This is a genomic window from Phyllobacterium sp. A18/5-2 (assembly GCF_025452215.1).
GTDB classification, from domain to species: domain Bacteria; phylum Pseudomonadota; class Alphaproteobacteria; order Rhizobiales; family Rhizobiaceae; genus Phyllobacterium; species Phyllobacterium sophorae.
On sequence record NZ_CP104966.1, the window covers coordinates 296,825 to 315,450 of the forward strand.

An 18,626-nucleotide genomic window follows, 5' to 3' on the forward strand; every position below is an offset into this window, starting at 1 on the left:
CCTCTCCGGTTACTTAAACGAGCTGCCTGCCCTTGGCGTCGATGGCATTGGCTACTGCCTCATCGGTCGCCTCATCGGGCAAAAGCATTTCATTGTGTGCCTTGCCGGAAGGGATCATCGGGAAGCAGTTTGCCAAATTGGCCACACGGCAATCGAACAGGACCGGCTTCTTGACATCGATCATTTCCTGAATGGCGTCATCGAGATCGCCGGGCTTCTCGCAGCGAATACCATGCCCACCATAGGCTTCGGCCAGCTTGACGAAGTCCGGCAAGGCTTCCGTATAGGAATGCGACAGACGGTTGCCGTGCAGTAATTGCTGCCATTGACGAACCATGCCCATATACTGGTTGTTCAGGATGAAAATCTTGATCGGAGCCTCATATTGGACCGCAGCGCTCATCTCCTGCATCGTCATCTGAACTGACGCATCGCCGGCAATGTCGATGACGAGCGAATTCGGGTGGGCAATCTGCACGCCCAACGCCGCAGGCAGTCCGTAACCCATGGTGCCGAGACCACCTGATGTCATCCAGCGGTTGGGTTTTTCAAAACCGTAGAACTGGGCCGCCCACATCTGATGCTGACCGACTTCGGTCGTGATGTAGGTATCGCGATCTTTGGTCAGCGCATAGAGACGTTCCAGCGCATATTGCGGCATGATCACGTCCTTGTTGCGCGTATAGGACAGGGACTTGCGCGACCGCCACCGGTCAATCTGCGACCACCATTCGCCGAGCGCTTTTTTGTCGGGTTGTATAGACGACGCGCGCAGCAGGCGCACCATGTCTTCAAGTACATTCGCAACATCGCCAATGACCGGAACGTCGACCCGCACCGCCTTGTTTATAGAGGAAGGATCGATATCGACATGAATTTTCTTCGAATTCGGAGAAAAACCGCTGATGCGGCCAGTGATGCGGTCATCAAAGCGAGCGCCGATGTTCAGCATGACATCGCAGTCATGCATTGTCATATTGGCCTCATAGGTCCCGTGCATGCCAAGCATGCCGAGCCAGTTCTTGCCCGACGCCGGGTAAGCACCCAGCCCCATCAATGTCGAAGTGATTGGGAAATTTGTGAGTTCAACCAGTTCCCGCAAAAGCTTGCTGGCTTCATTGCCGGAATTGATGACACCGCCACCGGAATAGATAACGGGACGTTTTGCCGATACGAGCAGCGCAACAGCTTGCTTGATTGCTTCGATGTCGCCCTGCACTTTGGGATTGTAGCTCGTACGCGGTGCGGTTTCTGGCGGCGTGTACATGCCAGTTGCAAACTGAACATCTTTCGGAACATCAACCAGAACCGGACCCGGGCGTCCGGTCTTCGCAACGTGGAAAGCCTCGTGCAGAACACGCGCCAAATCATTGACGTCCTTAACCAGCCAATTGTGCTTGGTACAAGGGCGCGTGATGCCGACGGTATCGCATTCCTGGAAAGCATCCGAGCCAATCAGGCTGGTCGGAACCTGACCACTGATGCAAACCAGCGGGATGGAATCCATCAACGCATCCTGAAGCGGCGTCACCGCATTGGTGGCACCGGGCCCCGACGTAACCAGCATAACGCCAACCTTGCCTGTGGAACGGGCATAACCTTCGGCGGCATGACCAGCGCCCTGTTCGTGGCGAACCAGAATGTGATTGATCTTGTCCTGCTGGAACAGTTCATCATAAATCGGAAGGACAGCACCGCCCGGGTAACCGAAAATATCCGTTACGCCCTGATCAATGAGGGCCTGCACGACCATTTCGGCACCGGTCATCTCGCGGCGTTGCGATGTATGGCTGTCACTATCCTGTTTTTCTGCGGTCATCGATCTCTTCCCGTAAATTCTGCGGCACTCGGCCCTTCAGAGGGTGTTTTCGTTTAGCTGAGATGTTGGAAATAAAAAAGGCCCCCGAAGGAGCCTGTGTTTCGCGCATGGGAGCTTTCGCCGGGTGCTTACAACACCCTGCCCATGCGCGATCCCACGACGATAAGAACTGTTTTCATGGTCGCGGACGATAATTTAGCAAATTCTATCCGTCAACGGCTAAATGCGATCAATTCAAAAGCTTTGTTCGCCAGAACGATAAAGACAATTACCGCTGCGTTGCTAAGATAATCTCAACGCCTCAACCTTAGGATGCCTCAACGTGCAATACCGGTTCGAGAACAGTCACCAACATGAACACTGAAGCATTGCCTGCTGGACAAGCCAGACCCTTCGTCCGCAATCGGACCGATGGGCATGTCATCGAGTGCAATGGCGAAAAGGCCATCATCCATGCGAAAACCGGGCCATCGGTATCTGCTTCGGAAGATTATTGGGCAGTCGGCCAGCTTATCTCCATTCAAGTCGCCGAAAGTCGCGTCGTTGGCCTCGTTTACAAAGTTGATCTTCCGGGTGCGCAATGGGAACAGGGTATCGATCAAAGCATTCATATCCATGTTGAGCTTGTCGGCCAGGTTGACACGCAAACCGACGGCACGTTGCGATTTTCGTCGGGTATCGCGACTTACCCGCATATGGGCGCGATTGCTCACCGCATCCGCGCAGCGGACCTGGCGGCGATCTACACGACGACGCTCAAGAACACCGTCTCGGTTGGCCATCTGTCACAGAATGCCGATATCCCTGCTCTTATTTCAATCGACAGTCTTATTTCTCGGCACTTTGCAGTCCTGGGCAGCACAGGTGTCGGCAAATCCAGCGCCGTATCCTTGCTCTTGCGCAAGATTATCAGACAGCGCCCGGATTTGCGGGTGCTGATCCTCGACCCGCACAATGAATTTGCCAGCGCCTTTCCCGAACATTCAATTTCAATCGACTACACGACGTTCGATCTGCCTTACTGGTTGTTCAGATTGGATGAATTTGCCGAGGCGGTTTTTCGTGGAAGGCCAACAGTACCCGCGGAAGTCGATGCCCTGCGTGACATGATTCCGATCGCCAAAGAACGTTTTGCCAGTGCCGAAGCAGCGGCGACCTCATCACTTCTGAAAAAAGACCGTGACTACTCGTCGATGACCGCTGATACACCGGCGCCCTACCGAATTGCCGATCTGATCAAGTTGATTGAGGAGCGCATTGGCCAGTTGGATGGCAAACCGGACCGCCCGACCATGAAGGCTCTCAAGCAGCGATTGCAAGCGCTGGTTGCTGATCCGCGTTATCGCTTTATGTTTTCAGCACCGACGACACTCGACACGATGCGCCAGACCATCGGTCATATCTTTCGCGTTCCGAAGAATGATCGCCCCATTTGTGTCTTCCAATTGGCGGGACTACCCTCGGAGGTGGTGAATTCGGTTGCCTCCGTGCTTTGCCGTATGGCTTTCGATCTTGCCGTATCAAGCGATGGGCGCGTGCAGACGCTCGTTGTTTGTGAGGAAGCTCATCGCTACATTCCTGCCGACGCCACTGCCGGCTTCTGGCCAACACGCCAAGCTATCGCGCGTATCGCCAAGGAGGGCCGGAAATACGGTGTCTATCTCGCGGTTATTACGCAGCGTCCCGGCGAACTCGACCCAACGATTCTCTCCCAATGCAGCACGGTTTTTGCCATGCGACTTGGCAATGAGCGGGACCAGGAGATAATTCGCGGCGCGATTACCGGAGCATCGCAAAGCACAATCGGCTTTCTGTCCTCGATAGCCAACCGCGAAGCCATCGCCTTTGGTGAAGCGGTCCCAACACCTATGCGAATGATGTTCGAGACGATCGCTCCCGAACAGCTTCCTGCAGCGCACATAACGAAGACGCAGGAATCGGTTCGTCTTGGCGATACCCATATATCTCTCGACACAATATTAATGCGGATGCGCCAACTCAATGCTGCGGAGAGTATCAACAATGACGATATTATCGATAGTTTCGAAAACATCGTCAGCACACCGGTAGCGAGCCAGCGGACATCTGCCCTCCCGTCTCAAGAGCCGGCAAGGTCGCATTGGCGTAATTTCGATACCGGAACTCGAAAGGAAGAAGAAGTGCCGAAGCCGCAACAGGAGAGCACCGAGCGATTCCGCGCCAGCGATCTCATTCGTAGCTTTCGCAGCGATAAGAGTTAATGTCTCAGGGATAAGACAATCTCTCCCAGTCGCCGGTAAGCTGGTTGCGAAACCACGTCATCTGCCGCTTTGCGTATTGTCGCGTGGCAATTGTTGCTAGCTCAGCTGCTTCTTCCACGCTCAATCGTCCCGCCAGCATCTCCGCTATGTCGCTTACACCGATCGCTCGCATGGCAGGAAGTGCATTGGGAAGACCTAATGATAACAAGGTCTTGACTTCCTCGATTGCACCGGCCCCCATCATCATTTTGAACCGCCGTGCGATACGCTCACCGAGCCATTTCCGATCAGGTTCGATGACAATCTTCCGCGCTGCTTCACCGTCGATCAGCGGCCTGCCGCTCTCCCTTTGCCATTCGATGATTGAACGGCCCGACGCGTCGAACACTTCGAGTGCCCGAACGACCCTCTGGCTGTCAGTCGGTCGCAAGGTCGAGGCAGCAACAGGGTCTTTTTCGGTGAGGATAGCGTGCAGTTTCTCGGCGCCATGAACCGCCTCCTGCTGGCGCCAGTGCACGCGGATATCGGCCGGAATATCAGGCATTACTGATAGTCCGCCGAGCAGCGCCCGAAAATACAACCCTGTTCCGCCGACAAAAATTACTGGCCTATCAGATAGTTCTGGCATGCCGAGCACACTCTCGACATCGGCGAACCACCTGCCCGTCGAATAGGCAACCGAAGGTGCCACGTGGCCGTAAAGATAGTGCGGTGCCGCGTTCAGATCGTCGGGTCCTGGGCGCGCTGTCAAGAGGCTCAACACATCGTAGACCTGCATGGAATCGGTGTTGATAATCACACCACCGGTTTCACCGGACAGACGAAGCGCAAGTGCCGACTTGCCGCTGGCCGTCGGTCCGGCTATCAGGATTGTCTGTCTTGTTGTCACATCAACCATCCAATCGGAAATTATCCAATGCCCTTGATGGCCACGCTCATCGCCAATCCCGTCACATCAAGCCTGACACCTTCGCTTGGGATTAAAGCCTCGGCGGCCATCAATGCAACAGGTCTTTATTGGCTGGCGGATGGAATTGCCTGCGACATTGCCCTCAAGGATGGCACGGATGCTGCCCGCGTCCATGCTGAACTGGACGACGCACTCGATGGCGCACCCATTGATATTATTGTGCAAAATCAAGATAGTAGACGTAAAAAAATCCTGATCGCGGATATGGATCTCGACCATGATTCAGCAGGAATGCATTGATGAACTGGCTGACGAAGCTGGATTTCGAGACAAGGTCGCGGCGATCACGGCGCGAGCGATGAATGGCGAAGTCGCCTTTGAACCCGCGCTGCGCGAACGCGTGGCGCTTCTGAAGGGCCTTCCCTTCGCGGTCATCGACAAGGTCATTGCCAGCCGTATCACATTGATGCCCGGCGGACCGGAACTGGTGCGCACGATGAAGAAACATGGAGCATATACCGCGCTCGTTTCTGGTGGGTTCACAGCGTTCACGCAGCGCATCGCCGACATGATCGGCTTTCACGAGAATAGCGCTAACACGTTGATAGATAATGGAGAAACCCTGACCGGTCTGGTCAAGGAGCCCATACTTGGCCGCGAGGCCAAGGTCGCGGCGCTGCGCTCGATCTGCGACCGCTTCAACCTCTCTCCCCAAGAAGCAATTGCCGTCGGCGATGGAGCAAACGACCTTGGCATGTTGCAACTGGCCGGTGCCGGCGTGGCACTGCATGCAAAACCTTCAGTTGCAGCACAAGCCAGGATGCGGATCGATCACGGCGACCTCACGGCGCTCCTTTACATTCAGGGCTACCGGAAGACCGATTTCGTTGTCTGACTCTGTTTCGCGTCGCTACACCAGTTATTCACGCCATAGTTGAAAAAACTGAGCCAGAACTACCATATCTTGAGCGAGATTCGGTGGGGCCGGGGCAAGAATCGACAGTTCTGCGCAAATCGTTTGGCGATCCCGCCTGTCATGAATCAATATTGCACGGGCCATACCCTGCAGGTACCGCCCGTTGACGATTATCGTCTCCATCAATCCATCTGGAGTGTCACGAACCGCAACTCGCCGGTTTTGGACGCGAGCATAAGCAAGGCATTCTTGCGGCCCTCATCACGCAATTTTTCGATCCGCGCGGCCACATCTTCCGGCGTCGAAACGGTCTCCTGCGCGATGTCGACGATCACGTCGCCGGCTTCGATGCGTTTGTTGGCTGCAACCGAATCTTTCTGGACCTCGGTAACCAGGACACCTTGAACTTCCTTCGAGATGCCAAAGGTTTTGCGGCCATCATCATCAAGTGCACCCAGCGTCATCCCGAGCACGTCGACGCCCTGGACCGCGCCATCCTCGCCTTGCCCGGTCTGATCGTCCTTCTTGGCCTGCTGGTCACTATCTTCAAGCCGGCCGAGCGTAACCTTTACGGTCTGCTCCTTGCCCTTGCGAATCACGACGACATCGACTTCCTTGCCGACCGGGCTCTCGGCGACAACACGTGGCAGATCCTTGACGTTGTTGACGTCCTTGCCGTCAAAGCGCGTAATGACGTCGCCCGCAAGAATCGAGCCATTGGCGACAGGGCCGCCGTCGATTATCCCCGCAACCAGTGCCCCCCTGCTCGATGTCATGCCGAGGCTTTCGGCGATGTCATCCGTGACAGGCTGAATGCGCACGCCAAGCCAGCCGCGGCGTGTTTCGCCAAATTGGCGCAACTGCGCGATCACTCCGGAGGCCAGTTCCGCCGGGATGGCGAACCCGATTCCGATCGATCCGCCCGTCGGCGAGATGATGGCCGTGTTGATGCCAATGACCTGTCCATACATGTCGAAGAGCGGTCCGCCCGAATTGCCGCGATTGATTGCAGCGTCGGTCTGGATGAAATTGTCGTAGGGACCCGAATTGATATCCCGGTTGCGCGCCGAGACGATGCCCACGGTCACAGTGCCGCCAAGTCCGAATGGATTGCCGATCGCCATGACCCAGTCACCGATGCGGGTTTTGGACGAGATCTCCAAACTTGACGGCGACCAGCTTGTGCTTCTTCGGATCGACCTTGAGCACCGCGAGATCGGTTTTAGTATCTTTGCCGATGAGTTCCGCCTTCAATTTCGAACCATCGTTGAAATTGACCTCGATCTCATCCGCGTCGGCGATCACGTGATTATTTGTGACGACTATACCCTGCTCGGCATCTACCACGAAGCCAGAACCAAGGGACTGGACCTGGTGTGACGGGTTGTTCCTCCCCGGTTCCTGCTTTCCGAAATACTCATCGAAAAATTCCTGGAACGGTGAACCTTCGGGAACTTTCGGCATGGGCACCGGGCCCGATTCCCCGTCTTGTCCCTTGACGGTCTGGGACGTGGAGATGTTGACGACAGCGTCGATCAGCCCGTCGGCGAGATCAGCCACGGAAGCCGGGCCCTGCGCCCTGGGCTGCATGCTGTTGGGCACTGCAGGCGCTTGCGTCTGTGCCGACGCTATGGGCACGAAGGCCGGTGTGATGCTTGTTGCCGTCATCGCAAGCAGCGCCAGCACCGCGGTAGCAGGACGTAAAACAGGGCGACCAGTGTTTAAAAACATGCGTTCAGGCCTTCATCGGTAAGGTCAGGACAATAGAATACAACAGAACGGCGAGAGTAGACAAAAATATGACCGCCGACACAAAGGTTTGATTGCGACGGTCCTTTTGTCGTTATCCGCGAGCCAGCCACACGACCGCCACGCCGATCGCAATCGAAGCGACGCCGGCAATGCGCAGGAACCCGTCAGGCTGTTCGCTGACATCACGCGCGACGCGTTTTGCAATCAACGGAAAACAGCCGTAGAGCAGCCCCTCGAAGACGAGGAACAGCCCTACCGCATCCAGAAAATCGACCATCGTCTACACCTGCCCCTATTGTGGGGCAGGTTTTGGAGCGACCGGAGGCGTTGCACCGCTTACCGGAGGCAACGTACCCTGGGAGTCCTGGAAATAACGGAAAAACTCGGAATTGGGTGAAAGCACCATCGTTGTTCCCGTATTATCCAAAGCCGTGCCATAAGCTGTCATAGACCGGTAGAACGCGAAGAAGTCCGGATCTTTGGAGAAGACTTCAGCAAAGATACGGCTGCGCTCGCCTTCGCCCTGACCTCGGGCAATTTCCGATTCCTTGCGGGCTTCTGCGATGATTTCGACCACTTGGCGGTCGGCAATAGCCTTGATCCGCTGCGCTGCTTCGCGGCCACGCGCACGCAGACGTTCGGCTTCCGCCAGACGTTCGGCTTTCATGCGGTCGAAGGTCTGCTGCGAGACTTCCTGCGTCAGATCGGTCCGGCGAATACGCACGTCAGTAATCTGGAGCCCGAGCGTTTCAGAATCCGGACGCAGTTGCTCGCGCACTTCCTGCATCATGCCGGTGCGCTCGTCAGAGAGAGCGGCCTCAAAGCCACGCAAACCGTAAACGCCGCGCAACGACGCATCGAGACGTGTCCGCAGACGCGCTTCAGCCAGCGTCACGTCACCGGAAACAGTTTGCCGGAACTTGCGCGGGTCGGTGATCCGGTAGACGAGGAACGCATCCACTTCGTAGAACTTACCGCCCGAAACCTGAACACGGATATTGTCCAGCTCGAAGCTTAGCAGACGATCTTCGATCATCTGTACGTTGTCTGCTTCCAGAAAGCCGAACGGCAGTTTGAAATAGATACCAGGATCGGATTTGACCTCGACGATCTCACCGAAACGCAGGACGATGGCCTGCTGGCCGGCCCGGACGACAAAGATTGACGAATAAGCCAACAGGGCAATGAATGCGATCAGACCCGCGAGAAGAGGAAAACGGTTCTGGTTCATTGCTTTGCTCCCTCGGCCGCGGGGCGTTGCCTGGTCAGTTCCTGCAGTGGCAGATAAGGCACGACGCCCTGTCCGCTCTGATCAACAATCACCTTGTTTGAGTCCTTCAGCACACGCTCCATTGTTTCGAGGAAAAGACGCTTCCGCGTGACTTCCGGGGCTTTGACATATTCGTCATAGACGGAAGTAAAGCGCTGCGCCTCACCGGCAGCTTCCTGAACGATACGATTCTTGTAGGCAGCAGCGTCTTCCCGGATCTGCGCGCCTTCACCGCGCGCCTGACCGAGCTTCTGGTTGGAATACTGGTTGGATTCCTCGACGAAACGATCCTCGTCCTGCTCGGCACGCTGGACTTCGTCAAACGCATCGGCCACTTCACGCGGTGGCGCCGCATCCTCGATCGACACGGCATTGATCGCAACGCCAGCGCCATATTCATCGAGTGTCTTCTGGATAATCCCGCGAACGTCGTTGGCAATGCCAGCACGGTTGTCACGGAAAATATCCTGGGCCGGGCTGCGTCCGACGATCTCGCGCATGGCGCTCTCCGACACCTGCTGGACCAGATTTTCCGGATTTTCGACGTGGAAGAGATAGGAGACGGGATCGGCCACGCGGTAAAGCACAGAGAACTGCACATCGACGATGTTCTGGTCTCCGGAAAGCATCAAGCCTTCCTTGGCGCCGCGAGCGCCCTGGCCGCCAATGTTCTTCTGCTTCTCGACGATCTCGACCTTCTCATAGGATTCAATTGGCCAGAAGTGAAAATGCAGTCCCGGCTCGGCAATATCCGGCTTGGGCTTGCCGAAGCGCAATTCGACGGCTCGTTCGTCCGGCTGGACCGTATAAATCGACTGGAAAAGCCAGAAGGCGACCAGCGCAAGAGCAATCAGCCCCCAGATCGCGGGGCTGCCGCCGGAACCACCCGGAAGAGCTTGACGCAAACGATCCTGACCGCGGCGAAGTATGTCTTCGAGGTCCGGTGGGTTTCCACCCCCGCCCCCTTGCGGCTTTTGACCCCAAGGGCCACCGCCGCCACTATTGTTACCGCCGCCACCCCATGGGCCGCCGCCGCCGTTCTGATTACTCCAGGGCATTCCTACCTCTTAATTTGAACGGAAAGTACCACCCCGTGGCGTCCTCCCGCTAACGCAACATCCCGTTTATAGGGATGGCGGGGCGCGCTTTCAACGCACGCGGTCGCTTTTCAAGCGGATTTGGTAAAAAGTCGAACGATTATGACTGTTTATCACGAAATTTTCATACCGCATGCGATTGCCTCAGCGTATCAGCGGCGCTCATAAACGACAAAGCGTGTTGCGTAATTGTCTTTTTCGCCGGCGGAGAAATCTTCACTGGAGATTTCTACCCAGATTTTCGGATCGATCGGAGGGAAATGGACGTCGCCTTCTACCTCGGCAAGTACCCAAGTTACATAGAGCCGGTCGACCCGGTTCAATGTCTGGCGAAAGATATCTCCACCACCAATGATGCATATCTCATTGACCTTGTCCGCACTGGCATGGCTTCCGGCGATCATCAGTGCCTCATCGACCGAACGCGCCGCGATAACTCCATCGACGGCAAATGCAGGATCGCGCGTGATGACAATGTTGGTCCGGCCAGGTAGCGGGCGCCCGAGCGAATCCCAGGTCTTCCGGCCCATGATGATCGGCTTGCCCATCGTGGTGGCCTTGAAGCGCTTGAGATCGGACGACAACCGCCAAGGCAGGCCATTTTCCCGCCCGATCACGCCATTCTCGGCTATTGCAACAACAAAACTGATCATGCAGGCAACATCCGTTTCAAATGAACATTCGTCTTCAAGGTCAGAACGGCGGCTTCAGACCGCGATCGGTGCCTTGATGCTGGATTCGGCGACATAATCGACAAGACGGAAATCGTCATATTTGAAGGCGAAGAGATCGGTGACTTCCGGATTGATGAGCATCTGTGGCAGCGGTCCTGGCGTTCTGCTCAGCTGCAGCCTCGCCTGCTCGAAATGATTGGCATAGAGGTGCGCATCGCCAAGGGTATGAACGAATTCGCCAGGTTGCAACCCCGTGACCTGCGCCACCATCATTGTCAGCAATGCGTAAGAGGCGATATTGAATGGGACGCCGAGGAAGATATCGGCTGAACGCTGATAAAGCTGGCACGACAGTTTGCCATCGGCGACATAGAACTGGAACAGGCAGTGGCAGGGCGGCAGCGCCATCTCGTCGACAAGCGCGGGATTCCACGCCGAAACGATCAAACGTCTTGAATTGGGGTTTTTGCGTATAGCGCTCAAAAGCCCGGCAATCTGGTCGATATGCCGGCCGTCAGGGGCTGGCCAGGACCGCCACTGATAGCCGTAGACCGGTCCGAGATCGCCATTCTCGTCAGCCCATTCATCCCATATCGTAACCCCATTTTCCTTCAGATAGGCGATATTCGTATCACCCTGCAGGAACCATAGCAGCTCATGGATGATGGATTTCAGATGCAGCTTTTTCGTCGTCAGCACAGGAAAGCCTGCCGCGAGATCGAAACGCATCTGATAGCCGAAAACAGAGCGCGTACCGGTGCCGGTCCGGTCACCGCGGTCAATGCCCGTATCGAGAACGTGTTGAAGGAGATCGAGATAAGTACGCATGTGCTATCTTTAGCAGATTCGGCCAACGAAGCACTAAAACTTGTCTGTGATCCACAGCGCTGCGCCGGTGAAACCCGCGCATCAAATGAAAAAATCCCCGGCGTACCGCCAGGGATGATCTCGTTTGACGGGCAGGATTTGATCAGAGACTGCCGAGCGCGCCGAGCCCCTTTGCGGTCAGGTAGTAAAAGGTCACACGGCTCTTGCTGTTGTCCGCCTTCATGGCTGTGCAGACCGATTCAATCACAGCATCGGCTTTGGCAGCGTCGGTAATTCCGAGCTTCTTTTCGACCCAATTGGTGCGAACCCGCTTCAATTCTTCCGGATCTGTGCAGGAAACCAGTGATGAATCCCTATTGCGCAGGGCAATTCCGAGATGTTTGACGATTTTTGCAACTGTCGCCTCATCAGCAGCCGCATCGTAGTGACGTACATCCTTTAGATAATCACTCATGGAAAAATCCCCTGATTGCTAGGTTCAATGCCCGGCATTGCAACCTCCCCTGAGAATGAAGACACCGCACAAACTGGCAGATGCATGAGGCGATGACTGTTTAGACGCCTTGAAACATTCCCCAGCATCGTTTCCAAGTCAATCCACTCTTTCAATTCAATAAAACAGGCCCTATATAAGCCCTGCTGGCTTTGGCCAGCTATGGCGATAAACGGACGATGCAATAAGCCCATTGGACCCGGGGGCGGTACCCGGCGCCTCCACCACAATGCAGCTGATTTCGCTGCCTTGTGGCGGGGGCGAAATAGGATCGACAAGGGTGTAAAGATCGAACTTTTGCCCGGCATTGTACCACCGTTATCGGGCTAACTCAGTAGTTGCAAACGACAACTATGCGGAAGCACGTCTCGCTGCTTAATTGCGGTGTGATCGCTTCAAATTAAGTCCTAGGGGTTCGCACTTCTAGGCGGGGTTCGGAGGTACCTGGCAACAGAAACCTCCACTACTCCCTCTCCTCATTTCAGCACAATGTCAGCGGTTTTGAACCGGGCTTCGTCCGATTCAAAATCACGGCTTGACGTGACCGATCACATCGCGTATCAAACCATATAGTTAAATAACCTTATGGTTTAATAAACAAATGACACCCGATCGACTTGACCATATCTTCTCGGCGCTTGCTGACCCGACGCGCAGGGCAATCCTGGCGCGTCTGGCGCTCGGCACCACTTCGGTGACTGAACTGGCTGAGCCTTTCGCGATGTCCGGCCCCGCGGTCACGAAACACCTCAAGGTGCTGGAACGGGCCGGCCTCGTCATCCGCGGCCGCGAAGCCCAGTGGCGCCCGTGCAGCCTTGATGCGGCACCGCTCAAGGAGGCAACGGACTGGCTGGAGCATTACCGGCGCTTCTGGGAAGGCAGCTTCGATCGACTGGAGGAATATCTGCAGGATGTTCAGAAAAATGGAGAGGAAGATGTCTGACACAACTACAGCTCACGTGACAAATGAAACGGCTGGCCGCGTCCTGACCATCAAGCGCGTATTCAATGCCCCGCCTGCCCTCGTCTTCGATGCATTCGCCGATCCGAAGCGCATGCTGCAGTGGATGGGGCCGCGTGACTATCCGGCAACTTATGTCGAAGCAGACCTGCGGATCGGCGGTAAATGGCGCGCCTGCCTCGACTCCGCCGCGAGCGGCGAAAAGCTCTGGCACGGCGGTGTCTACCGGGACATCGTGCCGGGTAAACGACTTGTATTCACCTTCGCCTGGGATCAGGAGGACGGCAGACCCGGACTGGAGACGCTCGTCAACATTACCTTCGAACCGCAAGATGAGAAGACAATGATGACATTCCGTCAAAGCGTCTTCGATACACCCGAAAATTGCCGTGGCCATGAGCATGGCTGGAACAGCGCCTTCGATCGCCTCGAGGAGCTGCTTTCACAAGAGTAGCCGAGATATCTGCAGCATTCCCATTGAGGCAATCAGCAACAGGAGGAAGCAATGCAACATGAGATCGCATCCCGGGACGAATGGCTGAAAGCGCGTGTGGCGCTTCTCGCCAAGGAGAAAGCCTTCACCAGGGCGCAGGAGGAAATGAGCGCGCAGCGCCGGGCATTGCCCTGGGTGAAGATTGACAAGGAATATGTCTTCGACAGCCGCTCGGGGAAAGTGACACTCGCCGACCTTTTCGGCGGGCGCAGCCAGCTTTTCCTCAAGCATTTCATGAAAGGACCCGGCCAGGGACAGCAATGCGTCGGCTGCTCGCTGGAAGTCGATCACATCGAAGGCCTCATGGCGCATCTCGAGAACCACGATGTCTCCTACGTGGCCGTGGCGCGCGCACCGATCTCCGAGATCGAGACTTTGCGCAAGGCCATGGGCTGGCACTTCCCATGGGTTTCATCGTTTCACAGCGATTTCAACTACGACTTCAACGTGTCCTTTGCCCCCAGGGAAGTTGCGGAAAAGAACGCTTACTACAATTACAGGCAGACCGATCCCGGGCTGGAAGACCTCTCGGGCGAGAGCGTCTTCTACAAGGACGATGACGGTCAGATCTTCCACACCTATTCAGCTTTCAGCCGCGGCGGCGAGCAGTTTCTCGGTATTTACGGCTATCTCGACGTCATGCCGAAGGGACGCAACGAGACCGGGCCACACTACAATCTGGTTGATTGGGCACGGCCGAAGAACATGTATGGCAAGGGTGGCATGGTTGGTAACAATGGCCGGTACCACGGGCCCGATTGCGCTTGTTCCCTGCACGAGTGAGCCGGCACGATGTGCTGCGCACTCGGAGCCTTGCTTATCGCCTTGGTCACAGCATGGAGAACCAGGTTCGGAGCCATGCTTGGCTGGTGGCCGCGCGCCCGGTTGGCAGTGACCTTTGCCACAACTGCTATCGCGTTGATCGCGGGTTGGGCACTGGCAGCGCAGCATTTCTCACACTACGTCGCCCGCGCCCAGGCAAACGAAAGAGGTGTACTCGCCGAGATACTGGCGCAGCCGATCTGCGGCGGTAACCGGCAAAAACAAAAAACCCGGGACGATGTCCCGGGCTCTTCTTTTCATATCTGATGGAGGATCAGAACGCTATTCGGCGGCCGCTTCCGCCTCGACCACGCGGCGGCGGCCGATTGTTGCCTGTGTGAGGAAGAACGCACCGACCGCACACAGGGCGATGCCGGCGGCCATTGGCAAAGCGGTTCCGTCGAAGAACAGGCCGGCGATAACCATGGCTAAGGCCGAGGTCACGAAATGCAGCGTACCCATCAATGCGGAAGCGGTACCGGCAATCTCGCCATGGTCCTCAAGGGCGAGCACGGATGACGTCGGAATGACCAGCCCCAGGAAACCGTAGCCAACGAAGAGGAAGATAGCCAGCACCGGCAGCTGATTGAAGCCCAAGCTCATGACAACGACCATTGCCGCCATCGTCAACGAGAAAGCCGTTACAGCCAAGCGCATCACCCGAACCAGCCCGAACCGATCGCCGAGCCAGCCGGTAAACTGCGATACGGCGAAGAATGAGACCGCATTGATTGAGAAAGCCATGCTGTACTGGGTCGGTGTCAGCCCATAATGATCGATCAACACGAAGGGTGAGTTCGCCAGATAAACCAGGAAGCTGGAAATACCGAGGCCACCAATGAAGGTGAGCGTCAGAAAGTTGCGATCACCCAGCAGCAGGCGATAGGCTGCCATGGCGCTTCCAAGGCCGCTTTCGGCGCGTGCCGCTTTCGGCCGGGTTTCCTTCAGCTGGGTAGAGAGCAGGATCAATCCGATAAACGCAGCGATCATCACCGCCCAGAATACACCCCGCCAACCATAGAATTCAATGACGGCACTACCCGTCAGCGGTGCAAGAATTGGCGAGATGCTGAAAACGAGCATCAGAAGCGACATCAACCGCGCCGCCTGCACGCCGGTATGCATGTCGCGAACAATAGCACGCGGAATAACCATGCCCGCGGCACCGCCGATACCCTGGAGAAAGCGGAAAGCGATCAAAGTCTCGACATCGCTTGCGAGCGCGCAGCCGATACTGGCCACTGCGAACAGGCCTATACCAATATAAAGCGGTGCCTTGCGGCCCCACATGTCGGATAGGGGACCATAGAAAAGCTGAAAGATGGCGAACGAGATGAAGAAAGCCAGAAGACTCATCTGCACCGCGCTATTATCCGCGCCGAGTTCTTTGCCAATGGAGGGCATGGCCGGCAGGTACATGTCAATTGCAAAGGGGCCGATGGCGGTCAAGAGACCAAGGATGAGTGCCGTACGAAAGAAGGAGCTCGTCATGATGATTGTCTTTCAGATAACTGCGGCGCGAAACCGGGTTGCTTCAGCGACCGCATCGCTCTCAGGAGAGTTCGAATTGGTTCGGGTCTTCAGTGGGAGGGCACGGGCTTGGGAGGACGGTGCTCTCAGAGGCTTACAACGGGTGTCAAATATTTTGGACACACCTGTAAATTTAGACACCATTGTCTAAAACGTCAACACGCATTATCTTCACTTCATGAAAAGTCGCGACGATCACCCGCTTAAGACAACCGGCCACACCCAGCGTGGTCAATGCTCAAAACGTATCTCCATACTCGACGCAGCAGCGCACGTATTTTGCCGTGAGGGATTTTCCGGAGCGAGTATCGATGAAATTGCCGTGGAGGCCTGCGTGTCGCGTCAGACCATATACAATCATTATCGTGAAAAGGAAACACTCTTCACTGCCGTGGTCGAGGACGTCATGGATCGTGCCAATGCCATGCTCTTTTCCATATTGGCCACTTTTCCGGACAAGTCCGACAATCTCGAAGACGACCTGACCGCATTCGCCATTCGCCTCACCAAGAATTGCTTATGCAATCAGGATGGAAAGTTCCTGCGCAAGCTGGTGCAATCGGAGGGCGAGCGCTATCCGCATCTTTTTGAAGCATGGCGTCAGCGCGGGCCGGGCAAGATCAGCACGGCATTGGGCGCACTGTTCTCGCGGCTATGCCACAAGGGCGCCCTGCAGATTGACGACTTCGATCTAGCGGCTCGCCAGTTCCTCGCGCTGGTCAACGCAGACCTGCAAATGCTCACGCTGTTTGGCGAAACGCCTTCGAGCGAACAACTCGAAAGTGCGGCGCGCAACGCCGTAAGTACCTTTCTGCGCGCCTATGCGAAACCCCCGCGCGAGAATCCCTCCGCGTCTCCAATGATTGCTGTCGTTGGCTAAACATGCCCTGTTCCACTATCATGAAATTTGCAGCAAACGAAGTTCCATGGCGTGTTTTGCATCCGCCAATTTTGGCATGATGGGTTAAATTTATTTGTGCGGCTGACAAGCGGTCGCAATTCCGTTAGCCATGCGCCATAATGGTCGAAATACGGTCGCCATCTCCGCTTGACAGAGAGGGGTGAATCCATGGGATAAGAATGAATGCCACAAGATATGATCCGCTACGATATACTTGCCCAGGAAGCGCTACGTGGCGTTATCCGTAAAGTGCTAGGCGAAGTTGCCAAGGCAGGATTGCCCGGCAACCATCATTTCTTTGTCACTTTTCTCACGGGTGCCCCGGGCGTGCGCATTTCGACGCGTCTGCATGAGAAATATCCCGAACAGATGACCATCGTCCTTCAGCACCAGTTCTGGGATCTTCAGGTTACCGATGTACTGTTCGAAGTCGGACTCTCCTTTGGTGATGTGCCTGAACGTCTGGTTGTTCCTTTCTCCGCTATTCGCGGCTTTTATGACCCCTCGGTGAACTTCGAGCTGGAGTTCGACGTCGAGGTCGAAGAAACCGTTGGCGATAACGACCAGGGTATCACCAGCATTGCTCCGCCCCAGCCAGTGGAGAAGCCCAAAGTGGCTGCGACAACCGCCAAGCCCAAACCGCCGGTAAAGACGGCCAAGAAACCAGCAAAAGCGGGTGGCGAGAAGACGGAAGCCGGGTCTGATGAAAACGGTGAAAAATCATCCGCTTCTGTCGTGTCGCTGGATTCATTCCGCAAGAAAAAATAGCTGTTGCTGTGGCTGAGATCGTCAACCTTCGGCTGGTAAAAAAGCGCAAGGCCAAAGAAGCCAAGGACAAGGCTGCGGCCGAAAATCGGATTCTGTACGGTCGCACGAAGGTCGAGAAGCAATATGAGCGCGAAGCAAACTGCAAGATAACGCGATTTCTTGACGATCACCGGCTAGAGAAGCGCGCCGTTCCGGAGGCCGAAGTATCGGACCCGGACGGCAAGTGAGCCTCGTCCGCAAACGCTCTGTCAGCATTCGTGGACATCGCACGAGTTTCTCACTCGAAAATGCCTTTTACGACATCATCTTGTCGATAGCCGCGGGGCGCGAGGTCACGTTGGCAAGCCTCATCGCCGAGATTGACGAGAGTCGCGATCGCGATTCCAATCTATCTTCCGCACTGCGGATCTACGCGCTCGATTGGGTGAGAAAGAACTGCAGCAGTCACCAGTAAACGTTGGTTTTGACTCATTAATTCATGCATCCCCCCGCCTGCTGATGCGGCATCGCGTGATCCGGGATTCAATGGGTTCGAAAGCACTTGAAATATTTCACCGCACCGTGTCGGATCAACAACGCCTCATTCGTCTTAGTGTAGGTCAGGACTGTTAATCAGGGTCCTGACCCTAGTGCAAATCACGATGAAAAAGGGAAACCCGATGCCAGCCAAGCAAAAGATCACCCCATGCCTTTGGTTCGATGGAAACGCCGAAGAAGCAATGGATTTTTACATGTCCATCTTCAAGGACAGCAAAATTCTCAATAAGACCAACTGGGGCAAAGAGGGGGGAACCAGGGAAGGCTCGCTGCTCGTCGCCACTTTCCAGCTTGCAGGCCAGGAATATATCGCCCTGAATGGCGGGCCGCAGTTCAAATTTACCGAGGCAATATCGCTCTCCATCGATTGCAGTACCCAGGAAGAAGTGGATAGCCTGACCGAAAAGCTGACGGCCGGTGGCGGGGAAATTCGCCCCTGCAGTTGGGTAAAGGACAAATTTGGCCTGTCATGGCAAATCGTTCCTTCCATTCTTCCCGAAATGCTGCGCGACAAGGATCAGAAAAAAGCTGACCGCGTCATGGCCGCAATGATGCAGATGTATAAAATCGATATCCAGAAGCTCAAGGACGCGTACAACCAGCAATAGCGATGTC

Annotated in this window: 19 protein-coding genes, 1 other RNA gene and 2 pseudogenes; 12 read left to right on the forward strand and 10 right to left on the reverse strand. The window is 55.7% G+C overall.

What is annotated here, in order from left to right; all coding sequences use genetic code 11:
• Positions 1-13 precede the first annotated feature (13 nt).
• Positions 14-1,819, reverse strand: coding sequence for an acetolactate synthase 3 large subunit (locus N8E89_RS01535; RefSeq protein WP_113172058.1), 1,806 nt, complete (start codon positions 1,817-1,819; stop codon positions 14-16).
• Between the two features lie 353 nt (positions 1,820-2,172).
• Between N8E89_RS01535 and N8E89_RS01540 the strand changes: the two genes are divergently transcribed.
• Positions 2,173-4,059 (forward strand): ATP-binding protein, encoded by a 1,887-nt coding sequence (locus N8E89_RS01540; RefSeq protein WP_262260949.1) that lies wholly within the window; start codon positions 2,173-2,175, stop codon positions 4,057-4,059.
• Between the two features lie 4 nt (positions 4,060-4,063).
• Here the strand turns inward: N8E89_RS01540 and miaA are convergent, their stop codons facing one another.
• On the reverse strand, positions 4,064-4,957 hold the full coding sequence (gene miaA / locus N8E89_RS01545; protein WP_410010327.1) for a tRNA (adenosine(37)-N6)-dimethylallyltransferase MiaA: 894 nt from the start codon (positions 4,955-4,957) through the stop codon (positions 4,064-4,066).
• An 18-nt stretch (positions 4,958-4,975) separates the two neighbouring features.
• Between miaA and serB the strand changes: the two are divergent.
• A pseudogene (serB, locus tag N8E89_RS01550) lies at positions 4,976-5,864 on the forward strand (phosphoserine phosphatase SerB).
• A 203-nt stretch (positions 5,865-6,067) separates the two neighbouring features.
• Here serB and N8E89_RS01555 read toward each other — a convergent pair.
• The 7 genes and pseudogenes from N8E89_RS01555 to N8E89_RS01585 form a co-directional block, all read right to left on the reverse strand.
• Positions 6,068-7,466 (reverse strand): annotated as a pseudogene (locus N8E89_RS01555) (DegQ family serine endoprotease); the annotation flags it as partial.
• Between the two features lie 262 nt (positions 7,467-7,728).
• Entirely contained in the window at positions 7,729-7,914 is a 186-nt protein-coding gene (locus tag N8E89_RS01560; protein WP_106662776.1) for a DUF2065 domain-containing protein, read from the reverse strand.
• Between the two features lie 15 nt (positions 7,915-7,929).
• Positions 7,930-8,868 (reverse strand): protease modulator HflC, encoded by a 939-nt coding sequence (gene hflC, locus N8E89_RS01565; protein WP_106662775.1) that lies wholly within the window; start codon positions 8,866-8,868, stop codon positions 7,930-7,932.
• A complete protein-coding gene (gene hflK, locus N8E89_RS01570) occupies positions 8,865-9,965 on the reverse strand; it encodes an FtsH protease activity modulator HflK (protein ID WP_106662774.1) in 1,101 nt (366 codons plus the stop codon). The genes hflC and hflK overlap by 4 nt, the downstream gene beginning before the upstream one ends.
• Before the next feature lie 191 nt (positions 9,966-10,156).
• Positions 10,157-10,657, reverse strand: a complete 501-nt coding sequence (locus N8E89_RS01575; protein WP_106662773.1) for a dihydrofolate reductase — start codon at positions 10,655-10,657, stop codon at positions 10,157-10,159.
• A gap of 54 nt (positions 10,658-10,711) precedes the next feature.
• Positions 10,712-11,506: a thymidylate synthase gene (locus N8E89_RS01580; protein WP_106662772.1), complete on the reverse strand. Its 795-nt coding sequence runs from the start codon at positions 11,504-11,506 to the stop codon at positions 10,712-10,714.
• 142 nt (positions 11,507-11,648) lie between these two features.
• Positions 11,649-11,960, reverse strand: coding sequence for a DUF2853 family protein (locus N8E89_RS01585; RefSeq protein WP_106662771.1), 312 nt, complete (start codon positions 11,958-11,960; stop codon positions 11,649-11,651).
• Between the two features lie 145 nt (positions 11,961-12,105).
• On the opposite strand from N8E89_RS01585, the gene ssrA reads away from it, so the two are divergent.
• The 5 genes from ssrA to N8E89_RS01610 all read left to right on the forward strand — a co-directional run bounded on the left by ssrA (position 12,106) and on the right by N8E89_RS01610 (position 14,542).
• Positions 12,106-12,464: a transfer-messenger RNA gene (gene ssrA, locus N8E89_RS01590) on the forward strand.
• Positions 12,465-12,600: 136 nt separating this feature from the next.
• The gene (locus N8E89_RS01595) at positions 12,601-12,942 is read left to right on the forward strand and encodes an ArsR/SmtB family transcription factor (protein ID WP_106662770.1); all 342 of its coding nucleotides are present in this window, start codon (positions 12,601-12,603) and stop codon (positions 12,940-12,942) included.
• Positions 12,935-13,414: an SRPBCC family protein gene (locus tag N8E89_RS01600; RefSeq protein WP_106662769.1), complete on the forward strand. Its 480-nt coding sequence runs from the start codon at positions 12,935-12,937 to the stop codon at positions 13,412-13,414. The genes N8E89_RS01595 and N8E89_RS01600 overlap by 8 nt, the downstream gene beginning before the upstream one ends.
• Positions 13,415-13,465: 51 nt before the next feature.
• Complete coding sequence (locus N8E89_RS01605; RefSeq protein WP_262260954.1) at positions 13,466-14,236, forward strand: DUF899 domain-containing protein; 771 nt, start codon at positions 13,466-13,468, stop codon at positions 14,234-14,236.
• 75 nt (positions 14,237-14,311) lie between these two features.
• The gene (locus tag N8E89_RS01610; protein ID WP_262260955.1) at positions 14,312-14,542 is read left to right on the forward strand and encodes a hypothetical protein; all 231 of its coding nucleotides are present in this window, start codon (positions 14,312-14,314) and stop codon (positions 14,540-14,542) included.
• Positions 14,543-14,557: 15 nt separating this feature from the next.
• On the opposite strand, the gene N8E89_RS01615 is transcribed toward N8E89_RS01610, so the two are convergent.
• On the reverse strand, positions 14,558-15,766 hold the full coding sequence (locus N8E89_RS01615) for a multidrug effflux MFS transporter (RefSeq protein ID WP_262260956.1): 1,209 nt from the start codon (positions 15,764-15,766) through the stop codon (positions 14,558-14,560).
• 217 nt (positions 15,767-15,983) lie between these two features.
• Between N8E89_RS01615 and N8E89_RS01620 the strand changes: the two genes are divergently transcribed.
• The 5 genes from N8E89_RS01620 (at position 15,984) to N8E89_RS01640 (ending at position 18,619) form a co-directional block, all read left to right on the forward strand.
• Complete coding sequence (locus N8E89_RS01620; RefSeq protein ID WP_113172051.1) at positions 15,984-16,685, forward strand: TetR/AcrR family transcriptional regulator; 702 nt, start codon at positions 15,984-15,986, stop codon at positions 16,683-16,685.
• Positions 16,686-16,889: 204 nt separating this feature from the next.
• Entirely contained in the window at positions 16,890-17,474 is a 585-nt protein-coding gene (locus N8E89_RS01625; protein ID WP_106662764.1) for an SspB family protein, read from the forward strand.
• 8 nt (positions 17,475-17,482) lie between these two features.
• Positions 17,483-17,701, forward strand: a complete 219-nt coding sequence (locus N8E89_RS01630; protein ID WP_262260957.1) for a DUF4169 family protein — start codon at positions 17,483-17,485, stop codon at positions 17,699-17,701.
• Positions 17,698-17,928, forward strand: coding sequence for a ribbon-helix-helix domain-containing protein (locus N8E89_RS01635; RefSeq protein WP_262260958.1), 231 nt, complete (start codon positions 17,698-17,700; stop codon positions 17,926-17,928). Before N8E89_RS01630 ends, N8E89_RS01635 begins: the two co-directional genes overlap by 4 nt.
• 205 nt (positions 17,929-18,133) lie before the next feature.
• Positions 18,134-18,619: a VOC family protein gene (locus N8E89_RS01640; RefSeq protein WP_106663294.1), complete on the forward strand. Its 486-nt coding sequence runs from the start codon at positions 18,134-18,136 to the stop codon at positions 18,617-18,619.
• Positions 18,620-18,626: the final 7 nt, after the last annotated feature.

What these genes read in the sequence shown, in the direction of transcription:
- N8E89_RS01535 (WP_113172058.1), bottom strand. Translation starts at nt 1,819, where the DNA reads ATGACCGCAGAAAAACAGGATAGTGACAGCCATACATCGCAACGCCGC.
- N8E89_RS01540 (WP_262260949.1), top strand. Translation starts at nt 2,173, where the DNA reads ATGAACACTGAAGCATTGCCTGCTGGACAAGCCAGACCCTTCGTCCGC.
- miaA (WP_410010327.1), bottom strand. Translation starts at nt 4,957, where the DNA reads ATGGTTGATGTGACAACAAGACAGACAATCCTGATAGCCGGACCGACG.
- N8E89_RS01560 (WP_106662776.1), bottom strand. Translation starts at nt 7,914, where the DNA reads ATGGTCGATTTTCTGGATGCGGTAGGGCTGTTCCTCGTCTTCGAGGGG.
- hflC (WP_106662775.1), bottom strand. Translation starts at nt 8,868, where the DNA reads ATGAACCAGAACCGTTTTCCTCTTCTCGCGGGTCTGATCGCATTCATT.
- hflK (WP_106662774.1), bottom strand. Translation starts at nt 9,965, where the DNA reads ATGCCCTGGAGTAATCAGAACGGCGGCGGCGGCCCATGGGGTGGCGGC.
- N8E89_RS01575 (WP_106662773.1), bottom strand. Translation starts at nt 10,657, where the DNA reads ATGATCAGTTTTGTTGTTGCAATAGCCGAGAATGGCGTGATCGGGCGG.
- N8E89_RS01580 (WP_106662772.1), bottom strand. Translation starts at nt 11,506, where the DNA reads ATGCGTACTTATCTCGATCTCCTTCAACACGTTCTCGATACGGGCATT.
- N8E89_RS01585 (WP_106662771.1), bottom strand. Translation starts at nt 11,960, where the DNA reads ATGAGTGATTATCTAAAGGATGTACGTCACTACGATGCGGCTGCTGAT.
- N8E89_RS01595 (WP_106662770.1), top strand. Translation starts at nt 12,601, where the DNA reads ATGACACCCGATCGACTTGACCATATCTTCTCGGCGCTTGCTGACCCG.
- N8E89_RS01600 (WP_106662769.1), top strand. Translation starts at nt 12,935, where the DNA reads ATGTCTGACACAACTACAGCTCACGTGACAAATGAAACGGCTGGCCGC.
- N8E89_RS01605 (WP_262260954.1), top strand. Translation starts at nt 13,466, where the DNA reads ATGCAACATGAGATCGCATCCCGGGACGAATGGCTGAAAGCGCGTGTG.
- N8E89_RS01610 (WP_262260955.1), top strand. Translation starts at nt 14,312, where the DNA reads ATGCTTGGCTGGTGGCCGCGCGCCCGGTTGGCAGTGACCTTTGCCACA.
- N8E89_RS01615 (WP_262260956.1), bottom strand. Translation starts at nt 15,766, where the DNA reads ATGACGAGCTCCTTCTTTCGTACGGCACTCATCCTTGGTCTCTTGACC.
- N8E89_RS01620 (WP_113172051.1), top strand. Translation starts at nt 15,984, where the DNA reads ATGAAAAGTCGCGACGATCACCCGCTTAAGACAACCGGCCACACCCAG.
- N8E89_RS01625 (WP_106662764.1), top strand. Translation starts at nt 16,890, where the DNA reads ATGCCACAAGATATGATCCGCTACGATATACTTGCCCAGGAAGCGCTA.
- N8E89_RS01640 (WP_106663294.1), top strand. Translation starts at nt 18,134, where the DNA reads ATGCCAGCCAAGCAAAAGATCACCCCATGCCTTTGGTTCGATGGAAAC.